This is a genomic window from Thiovibrio sp. Mzg5, assembly GCF_055379285.1.
In genome coordinates, this window is record NZ_AP022872.1 from 2,103,465 (window position 1) to 2,121,091 (window position 17,627).

At 58.9% G+C, this 17,627-nt stretch carries 19 protein-coding genes; 11 read left to right on the forward strand and 8 right to left on the reverse strand.

From position 1 onward, the window contains the following. Positions 1–233 precede the first annotated feature (233 nt). Together ACZ46D_RS09645 and plsY are read right to left on the reverse strand one after the other, a co-directional pair. Positions 234–569: a DnaJ domain-containing protein gene (locus tag ACZ46D_RS09645; RefSeq protein WP_464927227.1), complete on the reverse strand. Its 336-nt coding sequence runs from the start codon at positions 567–569 to the stop codon at positions 234–236. Next, positions 556–1,179: a glycerol-3-phosphate 1-O-acyltransferase PlsY gene (gene plsY / locus ACZ46D_RS09650; RefSeq protein ID WP_464927228.1), complete on the reverse strand. Its 624-nt coding sequence runs from the start codon at positions 1,177–1,179 to the stop codon at positions 556–558. The genes ACZ46D_RS09645 and plsY overlap by 14 nt, the downstream gene beginning before the upstream one ends. A 398-nt stretch (positions 1,180–1,577) precedes the next feature. On the opposite strand from plsY, the gene hcp reads away from it, so the two are divergent. From hcp to ACZ46D_RS09705, 11 genes are all read left to right on the forward strand, one after another. Continuing rightward, positions 1,578–3,209 (forward strand): hydroxylamine reductase, encoded by a 1,632-nt coding sequence (hcp, locus tag ACZ46D_RS09655; RefSeq protein WP_464927229.1) that lies wholly within the window; start codon positions 1,578–1,580, stop codon positions 3,207–3,209. Between the two features lie 61 nt (positions 3,210–3,270). Continuing rightward, positions 3,271–4,002, forward strand: a complete 732-nt coding sequence (locus ACZ46D_RS09660) for an HD domain-containing protein (protein ID WP_464927230.1) — start codon at positions 3,271–3,273, stop codon at positions 4,000–4,002. A gap of 13 nt (positions 4,003–4,015) precedes the next feature. Next, entirely contained in the window at positions 4,016–4,774 is a 759-nt protein-coding gene (locus tag ACZ46D_RS09665) for an ATP-binding protein (RefSeq protein WP_464927231.1), read from the forward strand. A 123-nt stretch (positions 4,775–4,897) separates the two neighbouring features. Then, a complete protein-coding gene (locus ACZ46D_RS09670) occupies positions 4,898–5,404 on the forward strand; it encodes a TlpA disulfide reductase family protein (RefSeq protein ID WP_464927232.1) in 507 nt (168 codons plus the stop codon). Positions 5,405–5,523: 119 nt separating this feature from the next. Beyond that, positions 5,524–5,757: a selenite/tellurite reduction operon protein ExtJ gene (gene extJ / locus ACZ46D_RS09675; protein WP_464927233.1), complete on the forward strand. Its 234-nt coding sequence runs from the start codon at positions 5,524–5,526 to the stop codon at positions 5,755–5,757. 124 nt (positions 5,758–5,881) lie between these two features. Next, positions 5,882–6,694, forward strand: coding sequence for an undecaprenyl-diphosphate phosphatase (locus ACZ46D_RS09680; RefSeq protein WP_464927234.1), 813 nt, complete (start codon positions 5,882–5,884; stop codon positions 6,692–6,694). 36 nt (positions 6,695–6,730) lie between these two features. After that, on the forward strand, positions 6,731–7,429 hold the full coding sequence (locus ACZ46D_RS09685; protein WP_464927235.1) for a class I SAM-dependent methyltransferase: 699 nt from the start codon (positions 6,731–6,733) through the stop codon (positions 7,427–7,429). An 8-nt stretch (positions 7,430–7,437) separates the two neighbouring features. Then, on the forward strand, positions 7,438–8,250 hold the full coding sequence (locus ACZ46D_RS09690) for a class I SAM-dependent methyltransferase (protein ID WP_464927236.1): 813 nt from the start codon (positions 7,438–7,440) through the stop codon (positions 8,248–8,250). 91 nt (positions 8,251–8,341) lie between these two features. Next, on the forward strand, positions 8,342–10,222 hold the full coding sequence (mnmG, locus tag ACZ46D_RS09695) for a tRNA uridine-5-carboxymethylaminomethyl(34) synthesis enzyme MnmG (protein ID WP_464927237.1): 1,881 nt from the start codon (positions 8,342–8,344) through the stop codon (positions 10,220–10,222). Positions 10,223–10,224: 2 nt separating this feature from the next. Then, positions 10,225–11,898, forward strand: a complete 1,674-nt coding sequence (locus ACZ46D_RS09700; protein ID WP_464927238.1) for a sensor histidine kinase — start codon at positions 10,225–10,227, stop codon at positions 11,896–11,898. Beyond that, positions 11,898–12,596 carry a response regulator transcription factor gene (locus ACZ46D_RS09705; RefSeq protein ID WP_464927239.1) on the forward strand — a complete coding sequence of 233 codons (699 nt, stop codon included), beginning with the start codon at positions 11,898–11,900 and terminating at the stop codon, positions 12,594–12,596. The genes ACZ46D_RS09700 and ACZ46D_RS09705 overlap by 1 nt, the downstream gene beginning before the upstream one ends. 108 nt (positions 12,597–12,704) lie before the next feature. Here the strand turns inward: ACZ46D_RS09705 and ACZ46D_RS09710 are convergent, their stop codons facing one another. The 6 genes from ACZ46D_RS09710 to ACZ46D_RS09735 all read right to left on the reverse strand — a co-directional run bounded on the left by ACZ46D_RS09710 (position 12,705) and on the right by ACZ46D_RS09735 (position 17,625). Then, the gene (locus tag ACZ46D_RS09710; RefSeq protein WP_464927240.1) at positions 12,705–13,091 is read right to left on the reverse strand and encodes a hypothetical protein; all 387 of its coding nucleotides are present in this window, start codon (positions 13,089–13,091) and stop codon (positions 12,705–12,707) included. Between the two features lie 31 nt (positions 13,092–13,122). Continuing rightward, positions 13,123–13,455, reverse strand: coding sequence for a hypothetical protein (locus ACZ46D_RS09715; protein WP_464927241.1), 333 nt, complete (start codon positions 13,453–13,455; stop codon positions 13,123–13,125). A gap of 177 nt (positions 13,456–13,632) precedes the next feature. Then, a complete protein-coding gene (locus tag ACZ46D_RS09720; RefSeq protein WP_464927242.1) occupies positions 13,633–14,427 on the reverse strand; it encodes a 4Fe-4S binding protein in 795 nt (264 codons plus the stop codon). Continuing rightward, a complete protein-coding gene (locus ACZ46D_RS09725) occupies positions 14,424–14,903 on the reverse strand; it encodes a 4Fe-4S dicluster domain-containing protein (protein WP_464927243.1) in 480 nt (159 codons plus the stop codon). Before ACZ46D_RS09725 ends, ACZ46D_RS09720 begins: the two co-directional genes overlap by 4 nt. Further along, positions 14,896–15,123, reverse strand: a complete 228-nt coding sequence (locus ACZ46D_RS09730) for a chaperone NapD (protein ID WP_464927244.1) — start codon at positions 15,121–15,123, stop codon at positions 14,896–14,898. The genes ACZ46D_RS09725 and ACZ46D_RS09730 overlap by 8 nt, the downstream gene beginning before the upstream one ends. A 183-nt stretch (positions 15,124–15,306) precedes the next feature. After that, complete coding sequence (locus ACZ46D_RS09735; RefSeq protein WP_464927245.1) at positions 15,307–17,625, reverse strand: molybdopterin oxidoreductase family protein; 2,319 nt, start codon at positions 17,623–17,625, stop codon at positions 15,307–15,309. Positions 17,626–17,627: the final 2 nt, after the last annotated feature.

A 17,627-nucleotide genomic window follows, 5' to 3' on the forward strand; every position in this document is an offset into this window, starting at 1 on the left:
GCCCAGCCGCGCCAAGCGGCAAGAGAGGCAAGCCCTTGGTCAGCCAGCGATCACTGGGTGGTGCAGATGCGCGGAAGAGACCTGTTCGCCATCCCCAGTCAAGCTGGATAAAAGCCCCTATGCCCGGTTCTCGGGCAGGGGCTCTAAACACCCGGTATGCGGACAGGCCGATGACAGCTAAGCGAGCGTAGCGAGACTGCGAAGCAGATGTGCCGCCCTGTGGTCGCTGGCGATTACTTGCCGCGGCCAGGGCTCCAGAGCGGATCATCCCCGAAGCGCTCCATCCACCAGTCTTCCCCCTCAAGGGGCTGATCCTCCCCCGGCACCAAGGGGATTTTGTACTTTTTCCCATATTCCAACAGAATCTGGCACGCCTCGGTGAGGCTATGCATTTCCAGTTGCAGTCCTTCTTGCCCTGTTGCCCCCTTTTCTCTGTGTCGGGCAAGATCGGGATGGTGCTCCTTGGAGAGTCGGCGGTAGGCCTTTTTTATCTCCGCCAGGGTCGCCTGATCCGGCAACCCCAAGAGAGTCTTGGCCGCCACGATTTTTTTCCATTCATCGTTGGTCATGCGCGTCCTGACCCGGCGTCTCTTTCCGCCAGCTCTTTTCCTCGTGCTTCATGAGCCGCATGATGTTGTCCCGGTGCTTGACCCAGATCAACACGCCGATCCCGAAGGCCAACACGGAGTTGCTCACCGAGCCGGTCAGCAGCCAGACCAACCCCGGCATCATCAGGGCGGCAGTGAGCGAGCCCAGGGAAACATAGCCCCAGTTGTAGACCACCCCGACAAAGATCAGCAGGTCGATAACTGCGGCCACCGGCGCAAGATAGAGAAAGATGCCCAGCGCCGTTGCCACGCCTTTGCCGCCCCGAAACTTCAGATACAATGGGTAGAGATGGCCCAAAAAAGCCGCGCCGCCACAGAGCGCCACCCAGAGTTCCCGCTGGCTGTCATGCTCAAGCAGCCAAGCCGCGACCAGCATCGGCACAATGGCCTTGAGCGCATCGCAGACCAGGGTGATCCCCCCGAGTTTTTTTCCGACCAGCCGAGCGACATTGGTGGCGCCGATGTTGCCGCTGCCCGCGGCGCGCACGTCAACGCCGGCCACTTTCCCCAAGACCAGGCCAAACGGTATTGAGCCGATGAGATATGAACCTATAACCAAGAGATATTCCATGCCACCCCTGCCACATTATGAATAAGGAAAAAAGATGATACGCCCGTCACTCTAAACCGCAAGGCAACATTTTTCATGCTTATTTTTTTGCTCTCAACCGCTGGCTTTCAGCCTTCAGCCACAGCCGGTGAATGGAAAAAATCAAACCGGACAAGAAATATCTTTCTTCTTGATTTAAGTCAACGCCCGGGGGGATAATTATCGCTATAGTCTCCTTAACAAAGGCACCAATACGGCTTACATCAATCTTGATGAACTCGCGAAAAGGGAAAAAGCCACAGGTCCGTAACAGAAATTCAACGCGTTATAAAGGAATAACCGTTGTAATCGCGACTTGTCGAAGTCTGCGCTTATCTGCGATTGCAACAACCTTTACATCACAACCAAGGAGAATCGCCATGTTTTGCAACCAATGTGAACAAACCGCCAAGGGAACCGGATGTACCGTCATGGGAGTCTGTGGAAAAACCGAGCCCCTCGCTGGATTGGAAGACCTGCTGACCCATGCTGTCCAGGGCTTGAGCCTGGTAGCCACCGCCGGCCGCAAGGTCGGGGTTGTGGACAACGCCATTGACCGCTTCACCTGCGAGGCAATTTTTTCCTGCCTCACCAATGTGGATTTTGACCCGAGCCGCTTTGAGGTCCTGATCCGCAAGACCGTCGAGCTGCGCGAATCTTTAAAGAAAAAGGTCCTGGCCGCAGGCGGCAAGGTTGATTCCACCGCCCCGGCAGTCACCTTTGCCCCGGCCGACTCCCTGGCCGGTCTGGAAGCGCAGGGCGCGGCCCTGAACTTCATCAACACCCTGGACGCCAACCCGGACCTGCAATCCTTGAAGCAGATCACCATGTACGGCCTGCGCGGCCTTGCCGCCTATACCGACCACGCCGCCATCCTCGGCAAGGAAGACGATACGGTCTATGCCTACATCCATGAGGCCATGGGTGATCTGACCCGCAAGGATCTGGGTCTTGACCAGCTGGTGGCCCTCGCCCTGAAGTGCGGCGAAGTAAACCTCAAGGCCATGGAGCTGCTCGATGCGGGCAACACCGGCACCTACGGCCATCCGGTCCCCACCCCGGTACCACTGGGGCATATCCCCGGCAAGTGTATCCTGGTCACCGGCCATGACCTCAAGGACCTGGCCATGCTCCTCGAGCAGACCAAGGGCAAGGGGATCAACATCTACACCCATGGCGAGATGCTGCCCACCCATGGCTATCCGGAGCTGAAAAAGTACCCCCACTTTTACGGCCACTTCGGCACGGCTTGGCAGAACCAGCATAAGGAGATGCCCGAATTTCCCGGGGCCATCCTCTTTACCACCAACTGCATCCAGAAGCCTCTTGATTCCTACAAGGCCAACGTCTTCACCACCGGCCTGGTCGGTTGGCCCGAAGTGGCTCATATCGGCGAGAACAAGGATTTCAGCCCGGTGATCAACCGAGCCCTGGCCCTGCCCGGCTTCACCGATACCCTGGACAAGGACTCGGTCCTGGTGGGATTTGCTAGGAACACCGTCCTGGGCGTGGCCGACAAGGTCATCGCCGCGGTAAAATCTAAGGCCATCCGCCACTTCTTCCTGGTGGGCGGCTGTGACGGCGCCAAGCCCGGGCGCAACTACTACACCGAGCTGGTGGAACAGATCCCCACGGACTGTATGGTGCTAACCCTGGCCTGCGGCAAGTTCCGCTTCTTTGACAAGAAGCTGGGCGACATCGGCGGCATCCCCCGGCTGCTCGATGTGGGCCAGTGCAACGATGCCTACTCGGCCATCCAGATCGCCGTGGCCCTTGCCGGGGCCTTTGAGTGCGGGGTCAACGACCTGCCGCTCTCCCTGGTGCTTTCCTGGTACGAGCAGAAGGCGGTGGTTATCCTCCTGACCCTGCTGAACTTAGGCATCAAGAACATCCGTCTTGGACCCACCCTGCCCGCCTTCATCACCCCCAACGTGCTGGATGTGCTGGTGCAGAACTTCGCCATCAAGCCGGTAACCACGCCGGCCGAGGACCTGAAGACCATTCTCGGATAAGAAAAAAACGGGTCGGGCGGTGGCCTCTGCCGCCCGACCCGTACTATAGAAGGAGATTGCCATGCAGTGCCCCGGCCAGGACAGCCGCTACTGGGACGCCAATGCCGTATTCGAGGCAAGCTGCCCGAAATGCGGCAACAATGTCGAGTTCTTCAAGGACGACGTCAGCCGTAAGTGCAGCAAATGCTCCACCAAGATGCTTAACCCCAACAACGACTTCGGCTGCGCCTCGTATTGCCCCTATGCCGCGCAGTGTCTGGGCTCTCTGCCCCCGGAGCTGCTGGCCAAGAAACAGGAATTGCTCAAGGAACGGGTGGCGGTGGAGATGAAGCGCTACTTTGGCGACGACTTTCGCCGCATCGGCCACGCCAGTCGGGTGGCCCGCCATGCCTTGGAGATCGCCGCCAAGGAGGAGTGCAATCCGGCGGTGGTGGAGATTACCGCCTATCTCCACGACATCGGCATCCGGGAAGCGGAACGCAAGTACAACAGCTCGTCGCCCAAATACCAGCATGTGGAGGGGCCGCCGGTGGCCAGGGAGATTCTCATCGCCCTCGGTGCGCCGCAGCCGCTCATCGACGAGGTCTGCGACATTATCAGCCACCACCATGTGCCGCGACCAGAAGAGACCATGAACTTCAAGGTGCTCTACGACGCGGACCTGATCACCAATTTGGAAGAAAAGCAGAAGGATGTGGTGTCCCCGCCGGACCATCTGCAAAAAATCATAGACCGCTCCTTCCTCACCAAGGCAGGAGCCGCCCTGGCCGCCAAGGTGCTGCTCAAGGGATAACGGAGGCACACCCATGAAGATAATGCGAAAAATCATCGAGATAGACGAATCCTTATGCAACGGCTGCGGTCAGTGCATTATTTCCTGCGCGGAAGGCGCCCTGCAGATCGTGGACGGCAAGGCAAGGATGCTGGCGGAAAAGTATTGCGACGGCCTGGGTGCCTGCCTGGGCGAATGCCCCACCGGCGCCCTGCGCATCATCGAGCGGGAAGCGGAGGATTTTGACGAAGAGGCGGTGGAAGAGCTGCTCAGTAAAAGAGAAGCGGCACAGGCCCACCCCGCTCCGCCGGTTGGCGGCTGCCCCTCGGCCAGATTGCAGACCTTCGCCCCAGCAGCCACCCCCTGCCAGTCGGCCAATGCCCCGACTTCCCTTGGCGCCGCAACCGGTTCCGCCCTGAGCCACTGGCCGGTGCAAATCCGGTTGGTGCCGCCCACCGCGCCCTTTCTCAAAGGCGCCGACCTGCTGATCGCGGCCGACTGCGTGCCCGTGGCCTATCAGGACTTTCACCGCGATCTCCTGAGCGGCAAGGTTGTCCTGCTGGGCTGCCCGAAATTCGACGAGGTGGAAAGCGCCATCCAGAAGTTCACGGAAATCTTTGCCGTAGCCGGGATCAAGAGCATCACCATGGCCATTATGGAGGTGCCCTGCTGCGGCAACATGCGCCATATTGTGACCCAGGCCCTTTCCCGCTCCGGCCAGGCCATCCCGGTGCAGGAGGTGGTAATCTCCGCCCGCGGGGAGCGTTTTCGCCAGGGAGCCATGCCCTCCTGAATTTCTGGAGCCACCGGCCCGATAATTCCCCTTTTGTTTCCCTGAAAAAGAGGGTAGATTGACTCTATTTCGGTAAACGATTACAGACCGTGCCGGTGGCATACCTTCACTCAGGAGAAACAGATGCAGATCATGAAATCCTTGGCGGCAAAAGCCCGCCTTCTCACCATCACCCTTGCCCTCTTCACCCTGATGGCCGGTGCTGCCCAGGCCGCCACCAAGATGCCGAACTTCACCCTGCCTTCAGTGAAGGATGGCGCCATGGTCAAGGCCAGCGGCTACCATGGTCAGGCGATGCTCATCAATTTCTTCGCCACCTGGTGTCCGCCCTGCCGCAAGGAAATCCCCTCGCTCATCCAGCTCCAGAAAGAGTATGGGCCAAAGGGCTTCACCGTGATCGGCATCTCCACCGACCAAGGCGGTGCGGGCTTGGTTGACAAATTCGCCCAGAAAATGGAGATCAACTACCCGGTCCTGCTGAGCGACTCGGAAACCCCCACGGCCTTCGGCGGCATCCTCGGCATTCCCACCTCGTTTTTGGTGAACAAGGAAGGCAATGTGGTCAAGCGCTATGATGGCTATGTCGACCATCAGACCCTGGTAAACGACCTCAACGCCATCTTGAAATAAGCGGGCAAACTTTCCGGTTGACATCCTGTACTCCTGTCGTATATTTGCTGAACGGTGATTCATTATTTCCTGTTTCGAATAACAGGACATTCCCAAATAACACTTAGGAGGAGATGAAGATGAGCAAGAAAATGATTTCTCTGGCAATGGCAGTTGCATTCGTAGCAAGCACCGCAGCGGTATCTTTCGCTGCTGACTGCACCGTAACCGCAGTTGCGGGCACCAAGGTAACCGTAGATTGCGCCGGCGCTGTATCCACGGTAGAAGGCACCGCTAAAGTTGGCGACAAGGTAATGGTAAAAGACGGCAAGATCGAAACCGCCAAGAAGAAAAAGGCTGTTGAGGGCTGCTAATTCCCTTGTCAGACCGGAGTTCTGGTCAGCAAAAGCCCGGCCTTTGGCCGGGCTTTTTTTATTCATACCCATCGCGTTCCATCAGTATTTACTTTTCTCCTTCCCTTTCGTATAGTGCCAGACCATGAACATTCTTGAAGCGATCATTTTCGGCATCCTCCAGGGCACCACAGAATTCCTGCCCGTCTCAAGTTCAGCACACTTGGCCCTAGCCCATTATTTCTTCGGCGCCCAGGAAGCCGACCTGGCCTTTGACGTGGCCCTGCATCTTGGCACCCTCTTGGCAATCCTCGCCTATTTCCGGGATGATTTCTGGCAGATGGGCAAGGCCATCCTTGGTCTCCACAAAGAACAAACCGAAACAAAGCGGTTGCGCAAGATGGCTCTCTTCATCGCCATTGCCACCGTCCCAGGCGCCTTGGCCGGTCTCTTGTTGGGAAAAGCTGCGGAAACCTATTTCCGGCACCCCGCCTTGGTGGCTACGGTCTTGGCCGGGGCCGGTCTCCTCCTCCTCCTGGCAGACCGCGCAGGCAAACGCACCCGGAACTATGAAGCAATAACCCTGATCGATGCCCTGCTCATTGGACTTTCCCAGGCCTGCGCCATCATCCCTGGGGTATCGCGGAGCGGCAGCACTATTACCTGCGGCCTGGCCATGGGCCTCACCCGTCAGGCTGCGATCCGCTTTTCCTTTCTGCTTTCCGCACCCATCATCTTCGGAGCCGGGGTGCATGAAATTCCGAAGATCATCAAAAATGGGTTGCTGGATGGGCAAGGCATCCTCTTTGCCTCCGGCTTTCTTGCTGCCGCCATCTCCGGCTACCTGTTCATTGCCTTTATCATGCAATACATTCGGGCCAGGAGCTTCGCCATCTTCGCTTACTACCGCTTCCTGCTGGCGGCCCTGGTCTTTCTCGCTCTTTTCCTGCAACGATGACCGCAAGCGGCGTCTCTCGCCGCCATGGAGACCCTGATGGATCCTACGCAGCTTCCTGAAAAACAGTATGCCCGCCTCCGGGAAATCCGGAAAACATACAAGGTGGATTTCGAACCGCTGCGGTTACGCGGCAAGGAAATCCAGCTGCTGCAAGTCACCGACCTTGAGTCGCTCCTGGCCGGCAAAGATCCCTTCCAGAATGTGGAAGATTTTCCCTTCTGGGTGAAACTCTGGGAAGCAGCCATGGTTCTGGCGGACCTCATGCTCACCACCCCGCCGGCGAAAGAGGGGCAGACCCTGCTCGAACTCGGCGCCGGCCTTGGCGCGCCGGGTCTTGCCGCCGCCCTGGCAGGCTACCGGGTGACCCTCACCGATTACGAGCCCCACATCCTTGATTTTCAACGGGTCAGCGCCGCAGCCACCGGGCTCAAAGGGGTGGAATGCCGGATGCTCGACTGGCTGAAACCGCCCGACCTGCCGCGCTTCGACACCATCATCGGCGCGGAGATTCTCTTTCGGGAAGAATTTTTCACCCCCCTGTTGAACATCTTCCGTGCGCTGCTGGCGGACCAGGGCGTTATCTACCTGGCCCACGATGCCCGCCGCAAAAGCCTGCCCAAGTTTCTCCGGTTGGCGGAAAAGGAATACGAAATAGCGACAAACGCCCGCAAGATGCGCAGCGAAGACAAGGACTTGACCATCATCGTCAACCGCCTCACCCGCCGGACTTCATAGAAATCACCATGCGCTATCAGGATATCGATTGGGACACCATGTGGCGGGAGTCCAGAGCCCACAAGTCCTGGAAAAAAAAGAAAAGCAGCGACTGGGACCAGCGGGCTGCCTCGTTTGCCGAGCGCAACCTCGATTCGCCCTTTGCCGCGCAATTCCTGGCCCATCTCCAGACCGAACCGGAGTGGCGTGTGCTGGACGTGGGCTGCGGCCCCGGCACCCTGGCCATTCCCTTGGCCAGCCAAGTGCGCCACGTAACAGCCCTGGACTATTCCACCGCCATGCTGGCCGAGTTGGACAAGCGGGCGCAAGCCGCAGGCCTGAAGAACATCACCACCCTTCAAGCCTCCTGGAGCGACGACTGGCAGGCGCTGGGAATTGCCCGCCACGAGGTGGCCATCGCCTCCCGCTCCCTGTCGGTGGACGACCTGAAAGGGGCGTTGCGCAAGCTGAACGGTTGGGCCAGCAAGGCTGTCTACGTCGTGGATCGGGTCGGGGCCGGGCCTTTTGACCCGGACCTCTTTGCCGCCATTGGCCGCGATTTTGAGCCCGGCCCGGATTACATCTTCACGCTCAACATCCTCTACACCCTCGGCATCCACGCCCAGGTCGACTTCCTCAGCCTGGACAACAGAAGAACCTACTCCTCGCGGGAAGAGGCCTTGCAATCGTACCGCTGGATGGTGGACGATCTTACCGCCGATGAAGAAAAACTACTTACCGCTTACGTGGATGCGCACCTGAGCCGGCTCGATGAAATGTGGCAACTCACCCGCCAGACCCCGCCCCGCTGGGCTCTCATCTCGTGGCGCACGCAGGGCTGATTGCATATTCCCGTCAACCCCGCTATAATACGACACTTTTCCCAGGTCAGCCCCAGGCCGTTCCTGAGCAAACACTAAAAGACCACTTACCATGCCAACCTCCTTTCAATACGATGTCATTGTGATCGGCGCGGGCCATGCCGGCTGCGAAGCCGCCCTGGCCTCCGCCCGGATGGGCTGCCGCACCGCAGTGCTGGTGGTCAACGTTGACACCATCGGCGCCATGAGCTGCAACCCGGCCATCGGCGGATTGGCCAAAGGGCACCTGGTCAAGGAGATCGACGCCCTCGGCGGGGAGATGGCAAAAAACATCGACGCCACCGGCATCCAGTTCCGCCGCCTCAACACGCGAAAAGGCCCGGCGGTCTGGTCTTCCCGGGCCCAGGCCGACCGTCTCCTCTACCGGCTGCGGATGAAGTCGGTGCTGGAGCAGCAGGAAAACCTCCATATCCGGCAGGGAACCGCCGACCGTCTGCTCATCCAAGACGGAGCAATCAGAGGGGTGGTCACCTCCCTGGAAGAAGAGATCACCGCCCGAGCCGTGGTCATCGTCACCGGCACCTTTTTGAACGGCCTGATCCACATCGGCCTGAAAAATTTCCCCGCCGGCCGCATGGGCGATGTGCCATCGCTGAAGCTCCCCCTGCATCTCAAGGAGCTAGGCTTTGCCATGGGCAGGATGAAGACCGGCACCACCCCGCGCCTGGATGGCACCACCATCGATTACTCCGAGCTGGAAGCCCAGCACAGCGACGAGCCGCCCAACCTCTTTTCCTTCAGCAACCGGGGCAAAAAGCCGGTGCTGCCCCAGCGCCCCTGCCACATTACCTACACCAACCCCACCACCCATGCGATCATCCGGGCAGGCACCGACCGCTCTCCCATGTACACCGGGATTATCGAAGGGGTGGGGGCGCGCTATTGCCCCTCGGTGGAAGACAAGGTCATGCGCTTTCCGGAAAAGGAGCGCCACCAGGTCTTCCTGGAGCCGGAAGGGCTGGACACGGTGGAGATCTACCCCAACGGCTTGCCCACCAGCCTGCCCATGGATGTGCAGACCGCCATGCTCCGCAGCATCAAGGGGCTGGAGAATGTCGCCATCATCCGGCCCGGCTATGCCATTGAATACGATTATGTCGATCCGCTGGAGCTGCACCCCTCCCTGGAAACCAAGCGCATCAAGGGCCTCTTTCTGGCCGGGCAGATCAACGGCACCTCCGGCTACGAAGAGGCAGCGGCCCAAGGGCTGATCGCCGGAATCAACGCGGTGAAGTATGTGCGCGAGGAGGAACCGTTGATCCTGGACCGCTCCCAGGCATACACCGGGGTGTTGATCGACGATCTGGTCACCAAGGGCACCAAGGAACCGTACCGGCTCTTCACCTCCAGAGCCGAATACCGGCTGCTGCTGCGGGAAGACAACGCCGACCTGCGGCTGGGGGAGATCGGCCGGGACCTGGGATTGGTGGGAGACGATACCTACCGGTTGTTTCAGGCCAAGAGACAGGCCATTGAGGAAACCCTTGCCCTGTTCAACACCACCCAGATCCGGCCCAAGCAGGAAATCAACGACCGGTTGGTGGCCATGGGCAGCGCCACCCTCAAAACCGTGGTGTGCGGCGCCGATCTTCTGCGCCGGCCGGAGATGGATCTTAACACCGTGGCCCAGCTCCTCGGCCTCACCCTGCCCCGGCCCGAGGAAGAGGTTACCCGGGAGGTCGAGCTGACCATCAAGTACCAGGGCTACATCGAGCGGCAAAGCGAGCAGGTGGACCGCTTCCGGCGCATGGAATCGGTACTCCTGCCGGAGGACTTGCCCTACCAGAGCATGTCCGGCCTTTCCCGGGAGGTGGTAGAAAAGCTCGCCAAGATCCAGCCCCGAACCCTGGGCCAGGCCGCGCGCATCTCCGGGATCACCCCGGCCGCCATCTCCATCCTCCAAGTCTATCTCAAAAAGGAGAACCTAATTTGAAGATGATTGACCCATGGCTCAGGCAGATCAAAGAGGCCATGAAATTCAGTCTCAGCTTCAAATTCATCGTCGGCTGCAGCCTTACCCTGCTGGTCACCCTCGGCGCCACCTTCTACGTTTTCAACGAACGCCAGGAACAACTCATCATCCGCCAGGCGGAGAATGAGGCCAGGGCGGTTTTCCGCCAGATCGTCCTGATGCGCCGTTGGATCGCCGACCACGGCGGGGTCTTTGTGGAAAAGCTGCCGCGCTCCCAGCGCTCCCCCTACCTTACCGACCCCGAGATCCTCGATCGCCAGGGGCGGCGCTATACCAAAGAAACCCCGGCCATGGTCACCAAGGAACTTGCCAAGTACTCTCGGGAAGAAGGGTTGTTCTGGTTCCACATCACCAGCCTCAAACTGACCAACCCGGAGAATGCGCCCGACTCCTTCGAACGGAGGGCCCTGCTCGCCTTTGAGCAGGAAAACCTGCGGGAACTCGTCTCCATCGAAACCATCGACAGCCAGGCGTACCTCCGTTACATCTCCCCCTTGTATGTCGAGGAAGCCTGCCTGAAATGCCACCTGGAACAGGGCTACAAGGTGGGCGATGTCCGCGGCGCCATCAGTGTTTCCCTGCCCATGGACAAAACCTTTACCGAGGCGACGCAGAACCGGCGCAGGATGTTCGCCTCCATGCTCCTGGTGGTGGGCGCTCTGAGCGGGGCGATGATCTTCATGATGCGGCATCTGGTTTTGCATCCGATGAAGCGGCTCTCCACCTCCATCCAGGAATTTTCCCGGGGCAATTACGAGGCGGGAGAGATCCTGCGGACCGGTGATGAATTCGAGGATCTCTCCCGCGCCTTTGCCGACATGACGGCCCAGCTCACCGGATACCACGGCGATCTCCAGGACCGCATCCGGGAGGCGACCAAGGATCTTGCCGAATCCAATCAGAAGCTTCTGGAGACCAACCGGCTGCTCAACGCGGCCAGCGAACGCAAATCGGACTTCATCGCCCGCGCCTCCCACGAACTGCGAACCCCCTTGACCTCCATCAAGGGCTCCATGGAATACGTCACCGCCAAACTGGCCTGCCTCCCCCCCCAGGAGGCCGGCAACTGCCAGCAGAATGAACTCTGCGATTTTTTCCAGCTCATCAACAAGAACACCAATCGGCTTATTCGGTTGGTCAACACCATGCTCGATATCGAGCGGATTGAGATGGGCAACACCACGGCCCTTCATAGCGCTGTGTTTGATCTGGTGCCGGTAATCCGCGAAACGATCACCGGACTCGCCTGCCTTGCCGACGAAAAAGGAGTCCGGCTCACCTCCCTGCTGCCGGAGACCCTGCCCCTGCGGGCAGACGAGGACAAGCTCAGACAGGTGCTCACCAATCTGCTGGCCAATGCGATCAAATTCACCCCCAAGGAGTCAACGGTCATCATCCGGGGTTTTCAGGAGGAGGGCTTCACCGTGGTCGAGGTCCAGGACCAGGGGCCGGGCATTGCCAAAGCAGAGCGGGAAAAGGTTTTTGACAAGTTCTACAAATTGGGCAATAAAGAGGGAAGCGGCTTGGGGCTCACCATCTGCCGGAGCATCATTACGGCCCACGGCGGAGTCATCGGCGTGGCGGACAAGGGACCTGGGGCCTGCCTCTATTTTTGGCTGCCCGCCGAAGGGGAATAATGGAGAACAGAGCAATTACCGCCACCCTGCTGGCCATCGACGATGACCAGGACATCCTCAAGGTCCTCAAGGCGAACCTTGAGCTGCACGGCTTTACCCTGCTCACCGCCGACTCCCTCGCTGCCGCCCGTGCCATTCTCGCCGACCGCCAACCCGATCTGGTGCTTCTCGACCTGATGCTGCCCGACGGTGACGGCCTGGAATTCTGCTGTGCCCTGAAATCGCTCCATCCCAACCTGCCGGTCATCATGCTGACCGCCAAAGACAAGGTCTCGGACAAGGTGATCGGCTTCGAGCTGGGGGCGGACGACTACATGGTCAAGCCCTTTGAAACCCGCGAACTTCTAGCGCGCATCCGCGCCAGGCTCCGACCGAAAGCCCTGCCCCCGCAACCCACCACCCTCACCGCCGGCGATCTTTCCATCGACCTGCGCAATGAGGTCGTAACGGTCCGGGGCACGGTCGTGGCCCTGACCCCCAAGGAGTTCCAGGTTCTCGCCTGTCTGGTGGAGAATCGCAACAATCTGGTGACCAGGGAGGAGATCAGGCAGTGCCTCTGGAAGGATGCCCAACTCTATTCCTGGAGCCGGGTCATCGACGTGCACATCCAGCACCTCCGCCAGAAGATCGAGGTCAACCCGGCCGAACCACGCTATATTATTACGGTGCCTGGGCGGGGGTATCGGTTTGAGGGATGAGATGGGATGAGCTAATTACTGAAAAAAAAAGACGGTCGAATGCCTGAAATAAGGGGTTGCTAGGCCGCATGCCTGGCAACCCCAGCCAATTGATTAGTTATGCATATTTTATTTTTTATTTCTACCGCCAGTAAGCCGTTCCAACTCCTTTCGAGCAAAATTTAATTCTTTTTTCTTTTGCCGGTATTCCTCACTTATGATTTCATCGCTGACGGCAATATCAAGCCCCATTCGCTTCATTTTCTCTTGTTCGTCTTGCTTATAAGTTGGGCCTTCCATTTTTTGAATTTCTTGCTCTGAAACTTTTATTGCTACTTTCCAAAAAGTTGGATCATTGGGATCGAAAAAACCATCGGGAAGTCGTGAGGAAAACTTTTTATACATTTCTTGTTTTTGTGCGTAATTGAAATATGAAAAGAGACAAGCACCCGAGATTAACACTAGAATAAATATCAGTATTGTTCTTCTTGGGAAGTTTTTCATGGCATCAAACATGAATTAATTGTCGATTTCATAACGTGCAAACTCAGGGGCGCTTCGAGAGTAACCACTCAGTAACAACATTTACACCAATACCACCGAAAGTCGCTGGAAATACAGCAAGCCAAATAGAGGATGACGATTTAATAGTCTCATGCTGATTTTGAGTTATTTTCCCGTTGTCTTTGAGAAACTCGAAAATCGTCCCCCATTCGGTTAGTAGACCAACCATCATTGTTGCTAGACCTATCAGAAGCCAACCAGAAATAAAATTTGAGATTCGCCACGGCTCTCCCGCGTTTCCCTTGATTAACACCAGAACAGCGATAGCCGGCAGAATGCCGAGTATCCAGCCGATGTTATTTGGTAGAGAATCCATCCATACTCCTAAACAATAATATTACTGAACTAACTCGAATTAAAATCTAATCGCCGGAGTGTTACATGCCACCCTCACAGTTTCAAAAAACATCCCATACTCCTTGGCTGCTTGTCAACCCGGGAAAGCGGTTATCGATTTGAGGAGTAGCAGACAGCCCAGGACGGGCTATCGGTTCTAGAATCGGAAGGAAAGCGGTCTGCGTTCCCCGGTCATTTCCTGGCAGGCATCTATGCAGGCACCGCAGTTATGGCACTGGGGAGCAATTTCGCCAGCCATGGGATTGAGACCGAGCTGGCACGCTTTGGCGCATTCACGGCAGTGGATGCAGGTGTGCTCCCCCTCCTCGACCATGACGACCCGCATGGTTCTCTTGGTGCGAAACAGGCTGAGCATGCTGCCCACCGGACAGAGATGATTGCACCAGACCCTCCGGACCAGGAAGAGTTCGGCCAGAACGATGCACCCGATAAGCGCCAGCTCCAGACCCACGGTCCCCTCGTAGATGAACCGGGCGGTTTGGACCGAGATGATTCCCGGAGCCGAGAGCAGGCTGGCCAGGGGAAAACCAAAAAGCAGGGTGGCCGCCAGAATCACGGCCAGCACCGCGTAGCGGGCCAGCGAAACCGGACCCGGAGCAAAAAAACGGACAAGGCCCAGCCTGGTATCCACCGCGTCGAACAGCTCGGACAGGGTATTCTGGGGGCAGACCCAACTGCAGAAGACCCTCCCCAGGACCAGGGCCAGCCCGGCCGGGATAAGGGCCGAGGCCAGGAGGGTGGTGTCGATGGTCATGGTGGCAAGCAGGGGCTGGATGGCGATGAGCGGATCGGTCAACAACAGTCGGCCTATTTCCAGCGAATAGAAGCTGCCGCTGACCGCACTGATCCCCCGGCTGTTGAGCAGCGGCACCACAACCATGGCGGCGAGGGAAAGAATCTGCACGGTTCTGCGGAGCGGGGTAATCTTCATCCTGCCCCCCCGGGGATTACGGTGATGGCGGCGGGATCGGCGGGGCAGACATGCTCACAGATTCCGCAGCCTACGCATTTTTTTTCGTTCACCACCGGCCGCAGCTCGCTGTCCATGGTGATCGCCTCATTGAAGAGCGGACAGTGGTCGTAACAGCTCCGGCAGAAGGTTCCCTGCCAGGTGAGGCACTCTTTTTTATTGATCCGCGCCGTCCCCATCCGGACCTGTTCCCGCTTTTTCACCCTGCTGTCCAAGGCGCCGGACGGGCAGCCCGGCACACACTTCATGCAGAGATAGCAGGGGGATTGCCTGGCCTGGATGACCGGCGTTCCCATGACCGTCAGCCCGTCGAGCAACCCGGCGATCCGGATCGCCCGGTAAGGGCAAGCTAAAGCACATTTGCCGCAACGGATGCAGCGGCCGAGGAAGTCCGGTTCCGCCACCGCGCCCGGCGGTCTCAAAAATTGTTTACTCATGGACCCCCGCGTACACCGGATAGACCCCGATCACCTGTGCCACCGCGGCCAGCCGCTGTAACCCCTCGGTCAGGGCCGCGACCGATTCGGCCTCGATTACCGTGACGATCTGATTTTCCTTGCTGCCGTATATCTCTGTATTCGGCAATCGGGCCAGCTCGGCCAGTACTGCCTCGGCCGCTCCTGCTTCCGTTGCCACTACCACGCTTGCAATCGCCATTTTTTCACCGTTCAGTCAAAAGTTCCCTCCCCCTTGGCGGGGGAGGGTTAGGGTGGGGGGGAAGCTGCCAGATGCAACCTGGTCGGCACCTTCACCCACCCCCCAGCCCCCTCCCATCAAGGGAGGGGGAGTTTACTCCAAGAAAGGTAACTGTTCAGCAGATACGGTGCTGCTGGACGGTTACTACGCTTTTTCAATTTTTACAGCGCATATCTTAAATTCCGGCTGCTTGGACATGGCATCGAAGGCATCGGTGGTCAACGAATTGATCATCCGCTCCGGGTAATGCATGGGCATGAAGACCAGCCCGTCCCGCGGCACATCGACCACCTTGGCCTCCAGGACAATGGAGCCCCGGCGGGAGGTCACCTTGACCTTGTCCTTGTTCTTGACCCCCACCTTGGCGGCATCCCGGGGATTGATCTCCACATAGGCGTCCGGGGCCGAACGTTTCAGCTCCGGCACCTTGAGGGTCATGGTCCCGGTGTGCCAATGCTCGATCTGGCGACCGGTGGTCAAAACGAAGGGGTATTCGGCATCGGGCGGCTCGGCCGGACCCTTGTGGGGTCGGAGCCAGATGGTCACCCGATTGTTGTCCGCCTTGGCGCTGTAGAACGAAATGCCCTCGGCCTTGGGATCCTGTTGTTTGACCAGCACGTCGTATTCCGAGGTGTAGCGGCGGACCGTGCCGGGATGGGATTCGGTGGGGCAGGGCCATTGCAGGCCGTGCTCCTTTTTCATCCGGGCCCGGGTCATGCCCATGAAGTCGTAGGCCGTGCCCTTGGAGCAGAGGCGGATCTCGTTCCAGACCTCCTCGGAATTTTTGTAGGCAAAGAGCCTCTTCGCCTCGTCCCCCCGGCCCATCTTCGCCAAAAGTCGGTTGGCGAAATCGATCATCACCATGAGATCGGGCCGCGCCTCCCCCGGCGGATTCACCGCCTTTTCCACGTACTGGTAGCGCCGCTCGGACTGGCCGTAGGTGCCGTCCTTTTCCACCCAGAGGGCGGCGGGCAGCACCAGATCGGCAAGCTCCGAGGTTCGGGTCGGGTGGTAGGTCTCGGAAACCACCAGAAAGGAATCCTCCGCAGCCATGCCTTTCCTGTAGAGGTCCACGTTGGGCAGGCTCTGGCCGGGGTTGGTGCAGGCGACCCACAGGCAGCGGGTGGCGCCGCTGTTCACCGCCTGGAACATCTCCATGGCGGTGAGGCCCGGCTTGGGCTGGATTCTCCCGGCGGGCACACCCCAGAACTTCTCCATCTCCTCCCGGTCCTTGTCGTTGGCCACCGCGCGGCCATAGGGCAGCAGGTGGCTCAGCAGGCCGCCGTCGCGCACGCCGCCGCAGGCATTGGGCTGGCCGGTGAGGGAAAAGGTGGTGGCGCCGGGCCGGCAGATCTGGCCGGTGAGCAGATGCAGGTTGTGCACCATGTTATTGGCCCAGACCCCGCGGGTCCGCTGGTTTAACCCCATGCACCAGAAACTCATGGTCGCCTTGGAGGTCGCAAACCAGCGCGCCGCCTTGACGATCTCCGCAGCCGGACAACCGGAGATTTTCTCCGCCGCCTCCGGGGTGTAGTCATCGAGGAACTTGACATAGTCGTCCCAGGTCACCTTGGAGATCTTGGGCGGCGGGCCCGGATCGACCATGGTTTTGAAAATCGTGTGCTTATCGACAAATTCCTTGTTGTGCAGCTTTTCCTTGATGATCACGTGGGCCATGGCGTTCAAAATCGCCAGGTCGGTGCCGGGGGTGAAGCTCATGTGCAGGTCCGCGATCCGGGCAGACAAGGTCTTTCTCGGATCGGCCATGATGATCTTCACATCCTTGCCCTTTTGTTTCCGCTCGTTCACCAGCCGGAAGATGACCGGATGGGCCTCGGCCATGTTGGAGCCGATGATGAAAAAACAGTCGGCATGGTTGATGTCGTCGTAGGCGCCCATGGGCTCGTCCTTGCCAAAGGTCGAGACGTAGCCCACCGCGGCGGAGGCCATGCACAGCCTGGGGTTGCCGTCGATGTTGTTGGTGCCCAAACCCCCCTTGAACAACTTGTTGACCACATAGGACTCCTCGGTGTAGGCCTGGCCCGAGCCGTAGAAGGCCACCGAATTGGGGCCGTTCTTGCGGATGGCATCATGGAATTTATCGACCATGACACCCATGGCCTCGTCCCAGGAGATGCGGACGAATTTGTTGCCCTTGCGCAACAGGGGGTGTTGCAAACGGTCGGGGGCATAGAGGATGGCGGGGAGAAAATTGCCCTTGAGGCAGAGGAACCCCTTGTTCCAATTGTCCTTGTCGCCCTTCACCGCCACGACCTTGCCGCCCTTGACCCCGGTATAAACGCCGCAGCCTGCCCCGCAATAGCGGCAGACGCCCTTCACCCACCGGTCCGGCTCCCCGGCCGCCGCCAGCACGCCCGTGGGCAGGGGCAGATCAAGGCCGATGGCCGAAGCGGCGGCCAGGGCTGCCGAATATTTCATCAGTTCTCTTCGTGTCAGCTTCATGG